Source organism: Hymenobacter chitinivorans DSM 11115 (assembly GCF_002797555.1).
Lineage (GTDB): Bacteria > Bacteroidota > Bacteroidia > Cytophagales > Hymenobacteraceae > Hymenobacter > Hymenobacter chitinivorans.
The window spans coordinates 407,547-426,544 of the sequence record NZ_PGFA01000004.1; the positions used below are offsets into that span (position 1 = coordinate 407,547).

Annotated in this window: 16 protein-coding genes; 9 read left to right on the plus strand and 7 right to left on the minus strand. The window is 62.2% G+C overall.

Annotated elements, in window-relative coordinates; all coding sequences use genetic code 11:
- The first annotated feature begins 106 nt into the window (after positions 1 to 106).
- The 3 genes from CLV45_RS21705 to CLV45_RS21715 all read left to right on the plus strand — a co-directional run bounded on the left by CLV45_RS21705 (position 107) and on the right by CLV45_RS21715 (position 2,461).
- On the plus strand, positions 107 to 679 hold the full coding sequence (locus CLV45_RS21705) for an inorganic diphosphatase (protein ID WP_100338583.1): 573 nt from the start codon (positions 107 to 109) through the stop codon (positions 677 to 679).
- Positions 680 to 813: 134 nt separating this feature from the next.
- The gene (locus CLV45_RS21710) at positions 814 to 1,497 is read left to right on the plus strand and encodes a DUF6766 family protein (protein ID WP_100338584.1); all 684 of its coding nucleotides are present in this window, start codon (positions 814 to 816) and stop codon (positions 1,495 to 1,497) included.
- Positions 1,498 to 1,567: 70 nt separating this feature from the next.
- Complete coding sequence (locus tag CLV45_RS21715; RefSeq protein WP_100338585.1) at positions 1,568 to 2,461, plus strand: UbiA prenyltransferase family protein; 894 nt, start codon at positions 1,568 to 1,570, stop codon at positions 2,459 to 2,461.
- A 54-nt stretch (positions 2,462 to 2,515) separates the two neighbouring features.
- Here the strand turns inward: CLV45_RS21715 and CLV45_RS21720 are convergent, their stop codons facing one another.
- Positions 2,516 to 4,030: an NAD(P)H-hydrate dehydratase gene (locus CLV45_RS21720; RefSeq protein WP_100338586.1), complete on the minus strand. Its 1,515-nt coding sequence runs from the start codon at positions 4,028 to 4,030 to the stop codon at positions 2,516 to 2,518.
- 38 nt (positions 4,031 to 4,068) lie between these two features.
- Between CLV45_RS21720 and CLV45_RS21725 the strand changes: the two genes are divergently transcribed.
- The 3 genes from CLV45_RS21725 (at position 4,069) to sdaAA (ending at position 6,612) form a co-directional block, all read left to right on the plus strand.
- Positions 4,069 to 4,902, plus strand: a complete 834-nt coding sequence (locus tag CLV45_RS21725) for a M949_RS01915 family surface polysaccharide biosynthesis protein (RefSeq protein ID WP_394338492.1) — start codon at positions 4,069 to 4,071, stop codon at positions 4,900 to 4,902.
- A gap of 88 nt (positions 4,903 to 4,990) precedes the next feature.
- Positions 4,991 to 5,449, plus strand: a complete 459-nt coding sequence (gene msrB / locus CLV45_RS21730; RefSeq protein ID WP_100338782.1) for a peptide-methionine (R)-S-oxide reductase MsrB — start codon at positions 4,991 to 4,993, stop codon at positions 5,447 to 5,449.
- 257 nt (positions 5,450 to 5,706) lie between these two features.
- The gene (gene sdaAA / locus CLV45_RS21735) at positions 5,707 to 6,612 is read left to right on the plus strand and encodes an L-serine ammonia-lyase, iron-sulfur-dependent, subunit alpha (RefSeq protein ID WP_100338588.1); all 906 of its coding nucleotides are present in this window, start codon (positions 5,707 to 5,709) and stop codon (positions 6,610 to 6,612) included.
- 161 nt (positions 6,613 to 6,773) lie between these two features.
- Here sdaAA and CLV45_RS21740 read toward each other — a convergent pair whose 3' ends face one another.
- The 6 genes from CLV45_RS21740 to ispF form a co-directional block, all read right to left on the minus strand.
- Positions 6,774 to 7,835, minus strand: coding sequence for a hypothetical protein (locus tag CLV45_RS21740; RefSeq protein ID WP_100338589.1), 1,062 nt, complete (start codon positions 7,833 to 7,835; stop codon positions 6,774 to 6,776).
- A gap of 121 nt (positions 7,836 to 7,956) precedes the next feature.
- Positions 7,957 to 9,330, minus strand: coding sequence for a LutB/LldF family L-lactate oxidation iron-sulfur protein (locus CLV45_RS21745; protein WP_100338590.1), 1,374 nt, complete (start codon positions 9,328 to 9,330; stop codon positions 7,957 to 7,959).
- A 109-nt stretch (positions 9,331 to 9,439) separates the two neighbouring features.
- Positions 9,440 to 11,089, minus strand: a complete 1,650-nt coding sequence (locus CLV45_RS21750; protein WP_157807725.1) for a M28 family peptidase — start codon at positions 11,087 to 11,089, stop codon at positions 9,440 to 9,442.
- A gap of 123 nt (positions 11,090 to 11,212) precedes the next feature.
- Positions 11,213 to 12,877 carry a M28 family peptidase gene (locus tag CLV45_RS21755; RefSeq protein WP_100338592.1) on the minus strand — a complete coding sequence of 555 codons (1,665 nt, stop codon included), beginning with the start codon at positions 12,875 to 12,877 and terminating at the stop codon, positions 11,213 to 11,215.
- A gap of 126 nt (positions 12,878 to 13,003) precedes the next feature.
- Positions 13,004 to 14,695, minus strand: coding sequence for a M28 family peptidase (locus CLV45_RS21760; protein WP_100338593.1), 1,692 nt, complete (start codon positions 14,693 to 14,695; stop codon positions 13,004 to 13,006).
- A gap of 109 nt (positions 14,696 to 14,804) precedes the next feature.
- Positions 14,805 to 15,284 (minus strand): 2-C-methyl-D-erythritol 2,4-cyclodiphosphate synthase, encoded by a 480-nt coding sequence (gene ispF / locus CLV45_RS21765; protein ID WP_100338594.1) that lies wholly within the window; start codon positions 15,282 to 15,284, stop codon positions 14,805 to 14,807.
- A gap of 300 nt (positions 15,285 to 15,584) precedes the next feature.
- Between ispF and CLV45_RS21770 the strand changes: the two genes are divergently transcribed.
- The 3 genes from CLV45_RS21770 to CLV45_RS21780 all read left to right on the plus strand — a co-directional run bounded on the left by CLV45_RS21770 (position 15,585) and on the right by CLV45_RS21780 (position 18,996).
- On the plus strand, positions 15,585 to 16,202 hold the full coding sequence (locus CLV45_RS21770) for a TetR/AcrR family transcriptional regulator (RefSeq protein ID WP_100338595.1): 618 nt from the start codon (positions 15,585 to 15,587) through the stop codon (positions 16,200 to 16,202).
- Positions 16,203 to 16,254: 52 nt separating this feature from the next.
- Entirely contained in the window at positions 16,255 to 17,787 is a 1,533-nt protein-coding gene (locus tag CLV45_RS21775) for a TolC family protein (protein ID WP_100338596.1), read from the plus strand.
- An 87-nt stretch (positions 17,788 to 17,874) separates the two neighbouring features.
- Entirely contained in the window at positions 17,875 to 18,996 is a 1,122-nt protein-coding gene (locus CLV45_RS21780; RefSeq protein WP_100338597.1) for an efflux RND transporter periplasmic adaptor subunit, read from the plus strand.
- Positions 18,997 to 18,998 lie beyond the last annotated feature (2 nt).

The following is an 18,998-nucleotide window of genomic DNA, read 5'->3' on the forward strand; positions in this document are numbered from 1 at the left end:
CTGGGCTTTGCGCTGGTCAGCTGCTCCGGCGGCGCTGCGCCCTTCCGAATACGAATCTTTTACCTCTCTTAACGAATGGGCGCGGCTGACGTGCCCTCTACCAAACATGGCTCACTTTAACCCCTGGCACGATGTGGAGCGCGGCGAAAACGCCCCCGCAGTTGTGAATGGCATCATCGAAATTCCCAAAGGCTCGAAAGGTAAATACGAGCTCGACAAGGACAGCGGCATGCTCAAGCTGGACCGCGTGCTGTTCTCGGCCGTGCACTACCCGGCCGCCTACGGCTTCATTCCGCAAACCTACTGCGACGACAAAGATCCGCTCGACATCCTGGTTATCTGCTCCGTCGACATCGTGCCCATGTGCCTGGTCGATGCCAAGGTAATCGGGGTGATGCAGATGATTGACGGCGACGAGGAAGACGACAAAATCATTGCCGTGGCCGCCAACGATATTTCGGTAAACCACTACAACGACATTGCCGACCTGCCCCCGCACACGCTGCTGGAAATGCGCCGCTTTTTCGAGGACTACAAGGCCCTGGAGCACAAGCAGGTGACCGTAGAGCGGTTTATGGGCCGCGAAGATGCCTACCGCATCATCGAGGACAGCATCAAGCTCTACAACGAGACCTTCGACGAGTCGGGCGTGAAACGCTCTACCGGCGTCGAACTGTAAGAATCGGCCCTAACCGGCCTGAAAAGCCCCGCTGACCAACTTGGCCGGCGGGGCTTTTTTTGTATCCGGCTGAGCAGTAATTGGATGCCAAGCTCGGCTATACCCATTGTCGAGGTGGTTGCGTAGGGGCAATTATGCCTAAACAACCATCGTCTTCGCCGGTTTTGCGGTTTCTGTATGAGAACAGCCTATTGCTCGTGGGCGTGGCCCTGGTACTGGCCACTATGACCGGGCAGGTGCTAACGGGTTGGCAGGAGTACAACGGGGAGCTGGAAGACCTGAAGCTGCTGCCGCTGAGCCTGGGCCAGTATCTGGGCACCGGCCATTTCCTGGAAGCCACGTTCGAAAACTGGGAAAGTGAGTTTCTGCAGATGGGCCTCTACGTGATGCTCACTATCTGGCTGCGCCAAAAAGGCTCGTCGGAGTCGAAGAAGCTGTATGAGGAAGAGGAAGTAGACCGGGAGCCTGACCCAACCAAGCCCGATGCGCCGGCGCCGGTGAAGCGCGGGGGCTGGGTGCTGTGGCTCTACAAACAATCCCTGAGCCTGGCCTTCTTCCTGCTGTTTTTTGCCTCGGTGTGGCTGCACGCCAAAGGCGGGGCCGGCGTTTACAACGTGGAGCAGAAGCAGTACGGCAAGCCCCAGATTTCAACCATCGAGTACATGGGCACGACGCGGTTCTGGTTTGAGTCGTTTCAGAACTGGCAGAGCGAGTTTCTGTCGATTGTATCCATCGTGGGGCTGTCCATCTTTCTGCGGCAGCAAGGCTCCCCACAGTCGAAGCCGGTGGATGCCAGCTACGACGAAACGGGCGAGTAAAAGGCGGAACCCTATCTTTGCGGGGCGGCGTTAATAGGGTTTGCCTATTTTTCTCCCGACGCCCGGAGCCATGCACCAAGTCAGCAACAAACCAGCGGCCGCCGTTCCTGCTTTACCCTCGGGCCTGAAGCGCTGGGTTGATGCTATTCTCTACAGCAGCGGCTTGGTGGCCGCCGCCGCTACCAGCCTCACCTGGGCCACCTTCCTGTTCTGGCGGGTGCACATTCCCTTCCGCCTGGCTGCCCTCATTTTCACGGCCACGCTGTTTCTCTACAACATCGACAGCGTGCTGCCCTACAAATTCCGGCAGCAGGCGGTGCTCTCGGGGCGCAAGCTCTGGATGATTCACCACCGGCGGGAGCTGTTTCTGCTGGCTTTAGCCTCGTTGGCAGTGGCCGCGGTGCTGTTCTGGCTCGACGGCTGGCGCCACCTGACGCTGTTTCTGGGCCATTTGGCGGCTATTTCCCTGCTCTACTCCTTTCCCATCCTCAAAGTGCACGGCCGGTGGCGGGCCCTGCGCGACTTGCCCCTGCTCAAGGTATTTCTCATTGCCTACGTGTGGGCGGCCATTACCGTGTGGGTGCCGGCCCTCTACCTGGGCAAGGCCCTGACCGCGCCGGTGGTGTGGGTGCTGTTTGCCCGCCGCTTCTTCTTTATTCTGGCCCTGGCCTTCGTCTTCGACATCCGGGACTACACCAAGGATTTGCTCAGCGGCACGCGCACGTTTCCGGGCATCTTCGGCATCCGGGCCGCCAAGGGTATTGCCCTGCTCTGCCTGGCTATATCGGGCCTGCTCATTCCGCAGGGCGTGGTGCCGGCCCACCTGCTGGTGCTTTCCATCCCGACGCTGCTCACCGGCCTGCTCGTGTGGTTTGCCGACGAAACCCGCCCCGACTACTACTTTGCCCTGCTGGCCGATGGGGTGATGGTGGTGCAGTTTCTGGCCGTGTACTGGGTGGCGTAAAAGTAAGGCCGCAAGCCGCGCGGCTCCGCCCCGCGACTTGCGGCCAGCCTCTGATTAAAAGGTGTCCGGCGTGGTCAGTTCCTGCAACGCCGGGCCGATAAAGCGGGTTAGGTCGCCGGCAATAAGGCCGGCCTGGCCGGTATGCCGGGCGGCCAGGTCGCCGGCCCGGCCGTGGGCGTAGATACCCAGCAGGGCCGCATCGAGGGCCGGAAGGTGCTGGGCGCGCAGGGCCGTCAGGATGCCGGTCAGCACGTCGCCGCTGCCGCCGGTGGCCATGCCGGGGTTGCCGGTACTGTTGAAGTACAGCTCCCCGGCGGGCGTGCCCAGGCAGGTGTGGGCGCCTTTGAGCACGGTATAGCAGCGGTGCAGCCGGCAAAACTCGCGCAGCAGCTCCAGGCGGTGGTAATCGTCGCGGGCCGGGCCAGCCAGGCGCTCAAACTCCTTGGGGTGAGGCGTCAGGATAGTGTCGGCGGGCAGTAGCTGGAGCAATTCCGGGTTGGCCCCGAGCAGGTTCAGGGCGTCGGCGTCGAGTACCAGCGGCACCTTGGCGTGGCGCAGCAACTGTTCCAGTACGTGCTTGGTTTCCTCGGCTTTGTCGATGCCCGGGCCCATGCCCACGGCGGAGTAGGGCGTAAGCTCGGGCAGCTCGCTCAGAAAATCCGGGGCCGGGTCGGTGAGGGCCATGGCTTCGGGCGCACTGGTTTGCAGAATGTCGTAGCCCACGGCCGGGGTGCGCACCGTGAGCAAACCCACGCCGCTGCGCAGGCAGGCCTGGGCGGCCAGCACCGCCGCCCCGATTTTGCCCCGGCTCCCCGCCAGCAACAGCGCGTGGCCGTAGGTGCCCTTGTGCCCAAACTGGTCCCGCGCGGGCAGACGGCCGGCCAGCAGCGCGGTATCAGTGAAGTACATATTCGTCTCGACTTCGGCCAGAAACTGCCGGCTCAACCCAATCGGGACGGTGTGCCAGCGGCCCACGTACGCCGCATTCTGGGGCAGCAGAAACGCCAGCTTGGGCAGCTCGAAGCTCACCGTGTGCCGGGCCCGCACGACGGGGCTGGCGGCGGGCTGGGACGCATCGGCCAGCAGGCCCGAGGGCATGTCCACGGCCACAACTCGGGCCGGCGCCTGGTTCAGGTGCTGCACCACGGCCGCCGCCAGGCCGGTTAGCGGGCGGCTCAGGCCGGTGCCAAACAGTGCGTCAACCACCAAAGCGTCCGGGGCAATGACCGGCAGGGCGGCTGCGCTCAGCGTTTGCAGGGCCAGGCCGGCGGGCAGGCGTTGGCGGTTGGCGTCAAAATCGGGGGAATACCCCTCGGCCGGCAGCGCGAATACCTGGACCGTAAAGCCGGCCTGGTGCAGCTGCCGGGCCACGACCAGCCCGTCGCCGCCGTTGTTGCCGGGGCCGCAGAACACCAGGGTGGGGTCGGCTTCGGGGGGGCTGAGGCGGGCCAGAATCCACTCGGTCAAGGCCGTGGCGGCCCGCTCCATCAGGGCTGCGGAGCTGCTGTTTTCTTCCTGGATAGTGGCCTGGTCGGCCTGGCGGGTTTGGGCGGCGGTCAGAATGCGCATAGGTTTACTATACTTGAAACTTACTATAGCGGATATCGATGTGTCAATTTTTCTGGGCAAGTGGCTTGTTGGCCTTAGTCGCCTGTTCCCAAGAGTCTCCCACAGCCACTGCTCCCACAGCCCTCAGGGCGGCCGCCGATTCTGTTTCCCCACCCGTAACTGATTCCGTTGCGCCAGTGGCCGCGGTAGACCGCTCGACGGGCATTGTGGTTCGCAACCTGACGGCCGCTCAGCTGCCGGCCGGGCTACCGGCCATGGCGGGCAAGCTGGTCGAAGCCAAGACCTGGCAGGATAGGAGCGGGGAAAACCTGCTCCTCGTGAGCCGCACCCCGGAGCTGCCCGAGCCCGACGGGCCCGATGAAGCCGAGGGGGCCCGGCGCGTGGAGCTCTACGCCCGGCAGTACGTGCGGCGGGCCGGGGCGGGCTACGAGCTGCTCTGGAAGCTGCAGGACAACGTGGGCCACTGCCCCGTCGACATCGTGTTGGGCATTATTCCGGGCTCCACGGCCATTACCGACCTGGATAAAGACGGGCAAACCGAAACCATGCTCGTGTATCAGCAAGCCTGCCGCGGCGACGTCAGCGCCGATGGCCTCAAGCTCATCATGCACGAAGGGCAGGCCAAGTACGCCCTGCGCGGCAACAACGTGACGCAGTACGACTCGTTACCGTCCAGTCAGCGGGCCCCCAAAAACCTCTGCTGCCTGGATACGGTGAATGAAGCCCGGGCCGAGGCCGCCGGCGACTACCGCATCTACGAGGGGCGCTACCAGAACGAAAAGGAGTTTGTCCAGGCCCCACCCGCCTTTCTGGCCTTTGCCCGGCAGCAATGGCGGCACTGGTCGGTGCAGCCCACCCACGACCCGGAATAGGCGAGGCCCGCAAAACTTCCCGGCTACCTGCCGCGTTTGCAAAGAATCTGAACTGTTGAATTCCTCCGACCTCCAAACCAACCTGTATATGCAAACCTGGAACGACGTTATTCGCCTGGCCAACCACGGCAGCCCGGCCCCCGAGCGGCGGGTAGAGAAAACCGATGCCGAGTGGAAAGCCCAACTCACCGCTGAGCAGTACCACGTAACCCGCCAGCACGGCACCGAGCGGGCCTTTACCGGCGAGTACTGCGAGGCCCACGAAGCCGGCCTCTACGCCTGCGTGTGCTGCGGCACCCCGCTCTACGACTCCCGCACCAAGTTCGAAAGCGGCACGGGCTGGCCCAGCTTCACCCAGCCGGTGCAGGAAAATGCCATCCGCTACAAGAAGGACACCAGCTACGGCATGACCCGCGTGGAAGTGCTCTGCAACGTGTGTGATGCCCACCAGGGCCACGTTTTCCCCGACGGCCCCGCGCCCAGCGGCCTGCGCCTGTGCATCAACTCGGCCGCCATTAAGCTGGTAACTGAGCAGCAGGAGGCCTAAGCCGGCTAACCCACCGCCCGGGTGCCGTTTCGTACCTGGTGTGGTGAGCACAGTCAGCAGGTGAAAGTCTTGATAGACCAAGCCCGAAGTAGTGCTGCTTCCTCTAACGCCTCGTCGCGGCCCATTGCTGGGCCGGGTCGGGGCGTTTTTGCGTAGGGAAGGAGCGGAAAAATATGCCGATTTTCGCACCCAAGTAGCTCCCGGCTTGTTGGAGCTTATTGTCCCAGTTCTGCGCCCTCTAACTTTCCCACCCCATCATGTCGTTGCTGTTCACTGATTTTGCCTCCTGGCAGGCCCATTGCGAGGCCACCGGCCAGCCCCTGTTTCAACCCGTTCTCGACTACGAAGTTGAGCAGAAAGGGCGGGCCGAGGCTGATATCTGGCCGGGCCTGCAACGGGCCTACGACGTGATGCGCGACGCGGTGAAAACCGGCCTGACCGAGGACATGACTTCGCGCTCGGGCATGATTAACAACGGGGCCAAGAAAATTGCTGCTTCACCCGTTACGGTGTTGTCGCCGGAGTTTAAGCAGCTCATCACCCGGGCCTTGGGGGCCAAGGAAGTGAATTCGTGCATGGGCCGGGTGGTAGCTGCGCCCACGGCCGGGGCCTCGGGCATCCTGCCCGGCGTGCTGGTTACCATTCAGGACCTGCACCGCCTCGACGACCATAAAATCCTGGAAGGCTTGCTCGTCGCGGCCGGTATTGCCCTGATTATCGAGCAGAATGCTTCCCTGGCCGGGGCCGTGGGCGGCTGCCAGGCCGAAACCGGCAGCGCCGCCGCTATGGGCTCGGGCGCCATCGTCTACTGCCTGGGCGGCACCATCGACCAGGTGTTTGCGGCCGTAGCCATTACCATTCAGTGCATGCTGGGCCTGGTCTGCGACCCGGTGGCGGGCCTGGTGGAAGTGCCCTGCGTGGTGCGCAACGCCTCGGCGGCGGCCATTGCCTTCTCCTCGGCCCAGATTGCCATTGCCGGCGTCGACCCAGTGATTCCCGTGGATCAATGCGTGGCGGCGTTGGGCGAGGTGGGGCAGAGCATGGAAACCCGCTACAAGGAAACGGCCCTCGGCGGCCTGGCCAACACGAAGCGCGGCCGGGAAATCGAGAAAATGGTGCTGGTGCAGGACGTGAACATTCTGCCCGACGAGGACCACGAATAAGGCTCACTGCCGCTTACCGTAAACCCCCAAAGCCCCGCCGGTCACCTGGTGGCGCCTTGGGGGTTTCCTATTCTGCAGGATATTCTGTAGCTACTTATGAGTCCAGTGAAGCGGGTCTTATTGCTCACGGGCCAGTTCAGCCGGCTTAGCCAGAGCGGCTCCTAGTGGCTGCCGCCTACCGGTTTCGACTCGGGGGCCATGGTCAGCTTGCTCAAAAACTGCACGGCGTTGCTGTAGCGCGTGCGCAGCTCCTTATACTTCCGCCAAGCTTCTTCCCGGTCGGGGCACAGGGCCACGCCTTCCTGCTGCAGTTGGTCGTAGGTTTGAAAAAAATCCCGCCGGGTGGGGTCTTCAATGGGGGGCTCCTCGGCAATTGCCTCCGCCGGCTCGGCCTGGGCCCGTTCCTCGAAGTAGCGCGCCACCCGGTTGATGGCCACGCACCCGGCCTTGAAGCACAGCTCCATTTCGGGGTCGCGCTTTTGGTCTACGGTGCTAATAATGACGGCGGCCGTTTCCAGGATCAGGTCGGCCGTCGTGACCCAGGAGCGGCCGGGCTGAGGCGAGCGGAAAAAAGACAGAATGGGCAACGACGTGTGCGTTTCCTCGATTTCCACAAACCATTCCTCCCAGACTTTCCACTGCGGGCCGTCGTCGGCCAGGTTGCCGCTGCGGTTTAGCCACAGCAGCAGCTCAGTTGCCGTACGGTTGGTGCCACAGCGCAGCTCCACGCGGGCCACCACCAGCTCGCGCCGGGTAAAGGCCTGGTACATGGTGGGCAGGTAGGAAATCAGCAACGTGATAAGCAGCAGGCCGAAAGTGGCTTCGGAGTACGTGGCAATGCTGACCGGCACGGTGGCGGCTTCCACCGAACCCAGCGTGAGCAGGGACGAAGAGCTAAGCAGGTAGCTTCTGATGAAGCTACCCTCGCCCAGCGCCCAAAAGATGAAGGTGTAGGCCACCGAGAGAATGAGCAGCCATACAATAGGGAGCATTACCAAGGCAACGGGCGCATACAAAGCCATTATCCGGTCCCGCTTGGCGTAGGTCTGATAGCGCGAAGCCAGGAAGCTGAACAAGTACCGGATGGACATAAACACCCAGTTATTGATCAGCACCGACTCGTTGCGGGGCAACACAAACGAGCGAATAGCCGACAGGACCACCGTAATAACTAGGAAGGCTCCGCCCAGCGCGGCGGCCACCCGCAATAGCAAATCGAGCATAGAAAACGTGCAACCGCGTGACACCGTGCCCGCTGCGCCTTTCTACTGCTAGAGCTTGGAATGGGTTGGCCCTAAACGGGATTGTGGCAAAATAAGGTTGAGCTCCGCCCCCGGCCGGCGCTTACCGCCGTTCCTTCCACAGCTGCCGAAACGTCTTGGGAGCCACCTGCACGGCTTCGCGGCGCTTGCTCCAGCCGGTTTGGCCCAGCAGCCGGCTCAAGACCCAGTTTTTGCCGCTCACCGGGGCCATGTCCCAGAGCCAGCGGTGCTTCATGCCATACAGCCAGAGCTTGATGGCGCGCTGCTCTTCCTTGTCGGAATAACCCGCTTGCACGCTCTGCTGGCGGTTTTTGAGCAGAATGTTGTGAATGTTGATTTTCACCGGGCACACCGACGAGCAGGCCCCGCACAAGGAAGAGGCAAAGCTCAGGTGCTTGTTTTCCTCCAACCCCGACAAGTGGGGCGTAATCACCGAGCCGATAGGGCCGGAGTAGGTGGCCTCGTAGGTGTGGCCGCCGATGTTCTTGTACACCGGGCACACGTTGAGGCAGGCCCCGCAGCGGATGCAGTGCAGGGCCTCGCGCTTGTCGGGCTGGGCCAGCAGGTTGGTGCGGCCGTTGTCGAGCAGCACCACGTACATTTCCTCGGGCCCGTCCTTTTCCAGGGGCTGGCGCGGGCCGGTATAAATCGTGTTGTAGACCGTGACCTGCTGCCCCGTGCCGCTGGTGCTGAGCAAGGGCCAGAACAGATTCAGGTCGTGGACGCTGGGAATGACCTTTTCGATGCCCACAATGGCAATGTGGGTTTTGGGAAACGTGGCCGAAAGGCGGGCGTTGCCCTCGTTTTCCGTCACGGCAATGCCGCCGATGTCGGCCAGCAGGAAGTTGCCGCCCGTCACGCCCACTTCGGCCGAGGTGTACTTGCTGCGCAGCAGGTGGCGGGCCGTGAGCACCAGCTTCTGGGCGTCGTCGGTGGGCTCAATCTTGAGGTGCTTGACGAAGATGTCGGCAATGTCCTTTTTGGAGAGGTGCATGGCCGGCGTCACAATGTGGTAGGGCCTTTCACCGTTGAGCTGCACGATGAACTCGCCCAGGTCGGTTTCCACCGAGTCGATGCCGTTTTTGCCCAGGTATTTGTTGAGGTGAATTTCCTCGGTGGTCATGCTCTTGGCCTTCACCACGGTGCGGGCCTTTTTGCGCTGCATGATTTTGCCGATTTCACTGAGCGCCTCCTCCGCGTTCTGGGCCCAGATAACCTTGCCGCCGCGCTTGGTGAAGTTCTTCTCGAACTCCAGCAGGTAGTGGTCCAGGTTGTTGATGGCCGCGGCCTTGAGGTAGGACGCCCGCTCCCGGGCTAGCTCGTGGTCCTGGTACCAGCCCAGGCCGGTTTGCACCGCCGCGTTGTACTTGCCGATGTTGAAGCGAATCTTGCGCCGGTGCTCCAGGTCAAAGGCTTTGCGGTCGGAGTCGGTCAGGAACTGAGCAGCTTTGGTCATAGCAGTAGGCAGTAGTAGGAGCGGGGTATAAACAAATATAACGCGCAGCAGCCAGCCATCCGCGTCTTTATGCCCCATCTGCCGCCCCGACCCCCAACTTTCGGCCGAATTATGGCCGGGTAGCGTTCAGGCTCGGGCGCTTTTCGCGGTTGGCCAGCTCCCAGGCCGTAAAGAACACGAGCTGAGTGCGTTCGGCCAGCCGGTCAAACTCAATCTTGTCCACGTCGTCGGTAGCCTTGTGGTAGTCCGCGTGCAAGCCGCTGGTGTAAAAAATAATCGGGATACGGTGGCGGGCGAAGTTGTAGTGGTCGGAGCGGTAGTAGAGCTGCTCGGGGTCGTTGGGGTCGTTGTAGGTGTAGTCGAGGCCCAGGTGAGAGTACTGGGCGTTGGTGGCCTCGCTGAGCGTGTGCAGCTCGGTACTCAGGCGGTTAGAGCCAATCAGATACAGGTAGTCGGGCTTGCCCTGGTGGACCTTGTCGGTGCGGCCTACCATGTCGATGTTGAGGTCAGCAATGGTCTGGCTCAGCGGGAAAACGGGGTGGCCGGCGTAGTACTCCGAGCCCAGCAGACCTTTTTCCTCGCCCGAATTCAGCAAAAACAGAATGCTGCGCCGCGGGCCGTGGCCATCGGCTGTGGCCTGGGTAAAAGCCCGGGCCAGGGCCAGCACGGCCGAGGTGCCCGAGCCGTCATCATCGGCGCCGTTATAAATCGTGTCGTGCTGCACGCCCACGTGGTCATAATGGGCCGACACGACCAGGATTTCATCCTTTTTGTCGGTGCCCTCCAGAAAGCCCAGCACGTTGGTCGAAGTCAACTCCTCGCGCTTCTGGGGCAGCTCGACGGTGACAGCCGGCGGCTGGAAGCTGGCCGGCGCGGGCTTGCGGAGGCGGTAGCAGTCCTGTCGGTAGCGCCGCAGCAGAGCCGGGGTGGTGTGCAGCAGCGCTACGCCGACCTGGGCGGTGGTAATAAAGCAGCTGATACCGGCCGGGGGCTCTTCCATTAGCTGCTGCAGCTCGGCGGGCTGCGGCACCGGGGCCGTGAGCGAGTACGTGGGCTCGGCCAGGGCGGCGGCCAGCGGCTGGGCGTAAGCGTAGAGCTCAGTCGGCTTGGCGCCCGTCACCACCAGAATGCTGCGGGCGCCCTTGTCGCGGGCCAGGGCGGCCTTCCGAAACGGCGACGCCCATTCCCCCGTCAGGGGGGTAGTGGAAAGGAAGCTGCTGCCAAACGCATCCGTCGGCTCACCGTCCAGCACGATTACGTCGCGGCCGCGCACGTCGGGGCCGCTGGCGTAGTCGCTGTAAGTGTCGGTTTCGATGCCGTAGCCCATAAACACGGGGTCGGCCGGGGCCGGGCTCTGCACAAACATCGACGGGCCAAACCGGACAAAGTCGCGCAGGTGCACAAACTGCGTGGCGCCCACCCTGATTTTTTCCTGGGCCGTGGGCGTCGTGCTTACCAGCCCAAATGGCTGCTGAAACGCGCTGACGCCCCCGCTGACCGGCCCGCGCAAACCTAGCTGCTCAAACTGCCGGGCCAGGTACTGGGCGGCCTTGGCCTGGCCCGGGCGCCCGGTTTCGCGGCCCTCGTAGGCATCCGAAGCCAGCTCGGTGAGGTGCTGGCGCAAGAGCGCGGGCGTAATCAGGGCCGAATACGGCAGCGCCGGACTGGGGGCCGACTTGGCGGCGGGGGCACTCGGCTGGGCCGCGGCGGGCCCCGCCACGGCAGCCGCCAGCAGAGGAAGGAGTAGAAATCTTTTCACGCGCGAGGGGCAGGAGAGAGGGTAAAAAAAGCGGCGCCCGGTTTGGCTTTTGCCCTACCTCGGAGCAAGAACCAAACCGGGCGCCGATAGCCAAGCCCGGGGCTGGCTAAAAGCAGGCCGGAATTACGGCTTGTTGGAATCTACCACGATGCGCTGCTCCCGGTTGGCCAATTCCCAGGCCGTGTGAAACACCAGGTGGTTGCGCTTGGTCATCAAGGGAAACTCAATCTTGTCGACCTCGTCGGTTTCCTGGTGGTAGTCGGCATGGTCGCCGGTGGTGTAGAAAATCACCGGGATTTTGTGCTTGGCGAAGTTGTAGTGGTCGGAGCGGTAATACACCCGCTCGGGGTCTTTGGGGTCGTTGTAACGGTAGTCGAGCTCCAGCTGGGTGTAGCGTTGGTTCATCTGCTCGTTGATGGCGTGCAGCTCGGAGCTCAGCTTGTCGGAGCCCACCAAACTCACGTACTGGTCGCCGGCCTTGTGGTTCTGGTCGGTGCGGCCCACCATGTCCATGTTCAAATCCACGATGGTACGCTCCAGCGGAATAACCGGGTTGTCGGTGTAAAACTCCGAGCCGAACAAACCTTCTTCCTCACCCGTCACGGCCAGGAACAGGATGCTGCGCCGCGGGCCGTGGCCTTCGGCTTTGGCCTTGGTGAAAGCCTCGGCCTGCTCCAGCACCGACACCGTGCCCGAGCCGTCGTCGTCGGCCCCGTTGAAGACCTTGCCGTCCCGGATGCCCAGGTGGTCGTAGTGGGCCGACATGACCAGCACTTCCTCTTTTTTATCGGAGCCCTCCAGAAAGCCCATGACGTTTTCGGTCGCAAACGTTTCGGACTTGCGCGGGGCCCGCACCAGCAGTTTGCCGGGCTTAAAGGGCGACTTCACCGGCTTGCCGGCCGCTGCCACGGCCGCCTGGTACTTGGCTACCCCTTCGGCCGAGGTGCCCAGCAGCTCGTAGCCCACCGGCGTCGAGACGAAAAACGTGGCCGCCCGCGGGGGCTGCAGCCCTTTGGCCTGCCCCAGCATGCTCATCCGCGGCTGACTCAGATAGGGCTTAAAGCGGGTCAGGCTCTGGGTGAACTTGGCCGCGTCGGGGTTGATGAAAAACACGCTGCGGGCGCCTTTCTGGGTGGCCAGGGCGGTTTTGGCCCGGGAATCGGTGCTCCACTTGCTCGGGCCGCTGCCGGCGTCGAGCAGGGGCTTGCCGTCTTTCAGGGGCTCCCCGAGCAGCACCACAATGTCCTTGCCCGTCACGTCGAGGCCGGCGTAGTCGGAGTAGGCGCCCTGCTCGATGCCGTAACCCACGAAGACGGGCTGCAGCGCGGTTTCCTGCCCAAACGGCGAGTCACTGGTCGAGAAGTAGTCTTCCAGCCACTGGTACTGCTTTTTGCCCAGCTGCAGCTTCATGTTGGGCAAGTCCCAGCGGCTGCGCTCCAGGGTAAAGTGCTGGATAAACGGGTTGTCGGAATTGGGCACGGGCCCGGTCAGGCCCAGGGCCTGAAACTGCTCGGCCAGGTACTGGGCGGCCATTTTCTGACCTTTCTCGCCGGTTTCGCGGCCTTCGTAGGCATCCGAAGCCAGTACCGTGAGGTGCTTGCGCAGGTCCTCGGCCGTGATGGTGTTGGCGTAGGTCACCGACCAATCGGTGGGGGCAGCTTCCGGCGCGGGAGCCGGGGCCTCGGCCTTCACTTTGGTTTTGACCTTGGTTTTTTGGGCCACGGCCGGGGTGCCGGCGCCGGCCAGGGCCGCCGCGAGCAGCAGGCCGGAAAGAAATGGTTTTGTCATATCGGCCCCAAAGGTAGGGGAACCAGCAAGCCGCCGTAGCGCGCCCGCAAAACAAAATGGCTGACTGCCGGGCCCGGAAAGAGCGGCGGCAATCAGCCATTCAATAATCAGCCAGGAACAATCAGCCTACGGCTTGTTCGAGTCGACCACGATGCGCTGCTCGCGGTTGGCCAGCTCCCAGGCGGTGTAGAACACGAGGCGGGCCCGCTTTTCCATCTTCGGAAACTCAATCTTCTCTACTTCGTCGCCCGGGCCGTGGTAGTCGTCGTGCACGCCGTTGAAGAAAAAGGCCACCGGAATCTTGTGCTTGGCGAAGTTATAGTGGTCGGAGCGGTAGTAGAAGCGGTTCGGGTCTTCGGGGTCGTTGTACTTGTAGTCGAGCCCAATCTGGGTGTACTTCTGGTTGGCTTCCTCGTTGATGCGGTGCAGCTCAGAGGACAGCTTGTCGGAGCCGATGACGTAGATATAGTCGCCCTTGCCTTCGTGCTCCTTGTCGGTGCGGCCCACCATGTCGATGTTGAGGTCGGCAATGGTGCGCTCCAGCGGGAAAATGGGGTGGTCGGTGTAGTACTCCGAGCCCAGCAGGCCCTTTTCCTCCCCGGTTACGGTCAAGAACAGGATGCTGCGGCGCGAGGGGTGGCCTTCGGCTTTGGCCTTGGTGAAGGCCTGGGCCAACTCCAGCACCGATACCGTGCCCGAGCCGTCGTCGTCGGCCCCGTTGTGCACCTGCCCGCCAATGATGCCGATATGGTCGAAGTGGGCCGACACGACCAGGATTTCGTCCTTTTTGTCGGTGCCTTCCAGAAAGCCCAGCACGTTTTCGGTCGTAAACTGGCTTTTCTTCTTGGGGGCTTTAATGGTAATCTTAACGGGCTTGAAGGCGTTGGCCACCGGTTTGCCGGCTTTGCTCACGCTGCCCTGATACTTGGTCAGGTTGGCGGCCGTGGTGCCCAGCATCTTGTAGGCCACCGCCGGCGAGACGAAGAAGGCCGCGCGGGCCGTTTCCTTGCTGTCGAGGAAGCTAACCGTGGGCCGGCTCATGTAGGGCGTCATGCGGGCCACCGACTTGGCGAAGCCGCCGGGCGTGGCGTCCACGAAAAATACGCTGCGGGCGCCTTTCTCGGCGGCTTTGGTGGCCTTGGCCCGGAAGTCCATGCCCCACTTGCTGCCCTGCCCGTCTTTGCCCAGCAGGGGCTTGCCCTCGCCGTTCATGGGCTCCCCGAGCAGCACAATGACGTCCTTGCCCTTCACGTCGAGGCCGGTGTAATCGGAGTAGCCGTCCTGCTCAATGCCGTAGCCGGCAAACACGGGCTGCACGCTCGTTTCGGTCTGGAACGGGGAGCTGCCGTAGGCGTAAAAGTCGGTCAGCCACTTGTAGGTTTGCCCGCCCACTTTCAGCGTCGCGTCGCCGGTCCAGACGGAGCGCTCCATCGTGAAGTGCTGCAGGTAGGGGTTGTCGGAGCCTTGCACGGGCCCGGTCAGGCCCAGGCTCTTAAACTGGTTGGCAATGTAGTCGGCGGCCATTTTCTGGCCTTTCTCGCCGGTTTCGCGGCCCTCGTAGGCATCCGAAGCCAGCACGGTGAGGTGCTCGCGCAGGTCGGCCTGGGTGATGCTGCTGCCATACACGAAAGCCCAGTCGGCTTCCTGCGGGGGCAGCTTGGGGGCCGGCGGCACTATCTCGGCGGGCGTGGTAGCGGCCGGGCTTTCGGTCTTGCCGCGCTTGGTCTTGACTTTCACTTTCTCCGGCGCCTGCTGGGCCACGGCACTCGTAGCGCAGCACGCCGCCAGCAGCAACGTGTAAAGGGAGGTTTTCTTCATATAAAGGTGAGGTGGTGAGATTGTGAACTGGTGAGTTGTCGTGCGGGTAGTGTGGTTTGCGCAAGGCGAACCTAACAACTCACCAGTTCACAATCTCACCATTTCACCGCTAGGGTTGCATGATCAGGACGCTGGCGTAGGCGGCCACGCCTTCGCGCTTGCCCACGAAGCCGAGCTTTTCGGTGGTGGTGGCCTTGATGGAAATGTCTTCCGCGGGAATTTGCATCACCTCGGCCAGCACTTGCTGCATTTGGGCAATGTGGGGATTCACCTTGGGCGCCTCCAGGCAGATGGTGGAGTCGATGTTGCCAATGCTGTAGCCCCGCTCGCGCAGCAGGCGCATCACCTCGGCCAGCAGCCGCTTGCTGTCGATGCCCTTGTACTGCGGGTCGGTGTCGGGGAAGTGGAAGCCAATGTCGCGCAGGTTGGCCGCGCCCAGCAGCGCGTCGCAGATAACGTGAATGAGCACGTCGGCGTCGGAATGGCCCAGGGCGCCGTGGGTGTGGGGCACCTGAATGCCACCGAGCCAGAAAGGCAGCCCTTCCTGGAGCTGGTGCACGTCGTAGCCGAAGCCAGTGCGGATTTTCATACGATAGGGAAGATGGGTAAGCGGGGAAACAGACGCCCCAAGGTACGAAATGGTGAAATGGTGAATGAGCGAATGAGTGAAGTAGCCTACGGCGCAGGGCCGCGCCAATCGAATACTTCACTCATTCTCCAGTTCACTCATTCACGGATTTCAGAAATATAGTTGCCGGCGCATAAAGTATTCCGGCTACTCGTTCGTCAGCCCGGGAGCGGGCCGCGAAATCCATGCAACTACATCGTAAAAAAATAATGGAAACTTTGGAGTCGTTAAAAGTTTCCGTTGTACCTTTGTGGCGTGAGTATGGAAATCAAGGACCGGATCTTAGTAGCTGCCATCGAGCTGTTCATGCGTAACGGCATCCGCAGCGTTTCAATGGACGACATTGCCACCCACCTGGCCATGTCTAAAAAGACCCTCTACAAATGGTTTGAGAATAAAGACCAAATCGTGCTGGCCGTGATGCAGGGCCGGCTGAACCGGGAGGAAGTGGATTGTGAGCAGGCTTTTGCCACCGGCTCCAACGCCATTGAGGCCATGTTCAACTTGGTGACCTGGCACAAGGAAATGCTGGCCAGCATTCACCCCAGCATCTTCCACGACCTGCAGAAATACTATCCCCAGGCCTGGCTGCTGTTCGAGCAGCACAAGAACACCTTCATCCTGGAGAAAATCCTGGCCAACCTGCGCCGGGGTATGGAAGAAGGCCTGTACCGCCCCGACCTGGACGTGGAGGTAATGGCCCGCCTGCACTTGGCCGAAATCGAGCTGATGTTCAACAACACCGTGTTTCCGCCCAAGCAGTTTGGCCTGCAGCGCGTCAACGTGGTCATGATTGAGCACTACCTGACGGGCATCTCCACACTTAAAGGCCACCGGCTTATCAATCAATACCGCAACGTGACCGAACCGGCCGAATAGCGCCGCCCGACCCCGAGCTTTCTACTCCTTCCGCTTATCGTTTTTCGCTCCTATGAAAAATACGCTTCGCTTCTTGTTTCTGCTGGCGGCTCTGGCCTTCATCGGTATTCAGCAGCTTCTGGCCCAAACGCCTTCCACGGGCCAGCCCGTGGCCACTTCCACGCCCGTGCAGTATTCGCTGCAGCAGGCCATTGACTACGCCCTAAAGAACAAGTCGACGCTGCAGGCCACGCGCATCAACGAGCAGATTGCCGTGGCCCGGGTGGGCGAGATTCGCTCGGCCGGCCTGCCTCAGGTCAACGTGTCGGCGGCCCTGACCGACAACCTGAAGCTGCAGAAGTCCCTGGTCGATTTCGGCGCCTTTGCCGGCGGCCCCGGTACCCTGAACGGCACCACCCTCACCCAGGAGCAGCTGGCCCGGGTGCAGCGCGGCGAAACCGTAACCCTGACCCCGGCCTACACGCCCGTGCCCGCCACGGGCCCTCAGCCCCTGGCTTTCGGTCTGCAGTACGCCGGCAACGCCGCCGCTTCGGCTTCGCAGATGCTCTTCAACGGTTCCTACCTGCTGGGCCTCAAAGCCGCCAACGTTTATAAGGAGCTGTCGGTAAAGCAAACCCAGCAAAGCGAAATTGACGTGGTGGAGCAGGTGTCGAAAGCTTACTACAGCACGCTGGTAGCCCGCGAGCGGCTGGCCCTGCTCTCGCGCAACGTGCAGCGCCTCGACACGCTGCTCTACCAGACCAAGCAAACTTATAAGGAAGGCTTCGTGGAAAAGCTCGACGTGGACCGCCTGCAGGTGCAGGTCAACAACCTCAAGATCGAGCAGCAGAACGCCCAGCGCCTCATCGACCTGAGCGTGGCCCTGCTCAAATTCCAGATGGGCCTCGACCAGCGCCAGCCCGTGGAGCTCACCGACCGCCTCGACGAGGCCGTCATTGAAGCCGAGCGGGGCAGCCTGATCAACCTCAGCGACGCCTTCAACTACAGCAACCGCATCGAGTACTCGGTGCTCGAAACCCAGCGCGACCTAGCCGTGCTCGACGTGCGCAACCGCCGCTCGGGCTACCTGCCCACGCTCAACCTGGTGGGAGCCTATGGCTTCACCGGCTCGGACAACACCTTCGGGGGCCTGATGGAGTTTCGCGGCCCCAACTCGGTGAGCGAGAAAGGCTTTATCAACCAGAACTGGTTTGGCTTCGGCAACATTGGCCTGCAGCTCAACATTCCGGTGTTCGACGGCTTCCGCAAGAAGTACAGCATCGAGCAGGGCAAGCTGGCCGTGGAGCAGGTCAACAAGGGCTTTACCACCCTGCAACAAAGCATCGACTTGCAGCGGGCCCAAACCACCACGACCCTGCAAAACACGCTGGCCGTGCTCGGCAACCAGAAAGCCAACCTGGAACTGGCTACCAACGTGGCCCGCGTCGCCAAAATCAAGTTCCAGGAGGGCGTCGGCTCCAACCTGGAGGTTATTACGGCCGAAACCGACCTGCGCCAGGCCCAGACCAACTACTACGCGGCCCTCTACGACGCGCTGGTGGCCAAAGTCGACTACGGCAAGGCGGCCGGTACCCTGGGCCGCTAATTGCTCGTGTTTATGTTCTTCTCCCTTCAGAAACTTCCTTCCTTTTCGGCTAGCCTGCCCGGCAGGTTTGCCCATAGCTTCACTACCATGAAATACACTACTTCTGCGGCCGTGCTGGCAATGGCTTTTCTGGCTTCCTGCGGTGGCAAGCAAGACCCGGCCGCCGAGCTGGCTAAGCTGAAAAAAGAGCAGGCCGCCAACCAGGCCAAAATTACCGAACTGGAAGCCAAAGCCGGGGCCAGCGGCGCCGATAAGACGGAAGTAAAATCGACGCCCGTTAGCGTTATCAAAGTGGCGCCCGAGAGCTTCAAGAGCTACCTCGAAGTGCAGGGCCGCGTTGATTTCGACGAAAATGCCAACGTGTCGCCCCGCGTGCCGGGCGTGCTGACCAGCATCCGGGTGCAGCGTGGTGACCGGGTCGGCAAAGGCCAGGTGCTGGCCACCCAGGACGCCTCGGTGCTCGAGTCGGGCATTGCCGAGCTGCGCACCCGCCTCGATCTGGCCCGCATCGTGTACGAAAAGCAGGACCGCCTCTGGAAACAGCAGATCGGTACCGAAATTCAGTACCTGCAGGCCAAAAACAATTACGACGCGCTGCAGCGCAGCCTGGCGACCCAGCAGCGGCAGCGGGCCCAGTACAACGTGGTAGCGCCCTTTAGCGGCGTCGTCGACGATGTGCCGGCCAAAGTAGGGGAGAACGGTGCCCCCGGCGTGCCGGTGGTGCGCCTGCTCAGCGGCAGCGGCGGCAAAATCATTGCCGACATCTCCGAAGCCTACGCCAACCAGATCAAAGTCGGCGACCAGGCCCTGATCAACATCGGTGACCTGGGCCGGGAAGACGTGCCGGCTTCGGTGCGCGTGGTCAGCCGCACGATTAACCCCACGAGCCGCACCTTCTCGGTGGAATTCCGGTTGAATAAGGCCGTGCCCGAGCTGCGCCCCAACATGGTAGCCACCGTGCGCATCCAGAACTACACCCGCGCCAACGCCATGGTATTGCCCGTGGACCTGGTGCAGAAGGATGAACAAAACAGCTACGTGTTTGTGGTCGAGCAGAAGGACGGCCAGAAAGTGGCCGGCAAGCGCGTCATCAAGACCGGCGCTACTTACAACGGTAAAATTGAAGTGACCCAGGGCCTGACGGCCAACGACCAGGTGATTTCCGCCGGGTATCAGAATCTGAACGAAGGACAGGTAGTAAACCTGTAACG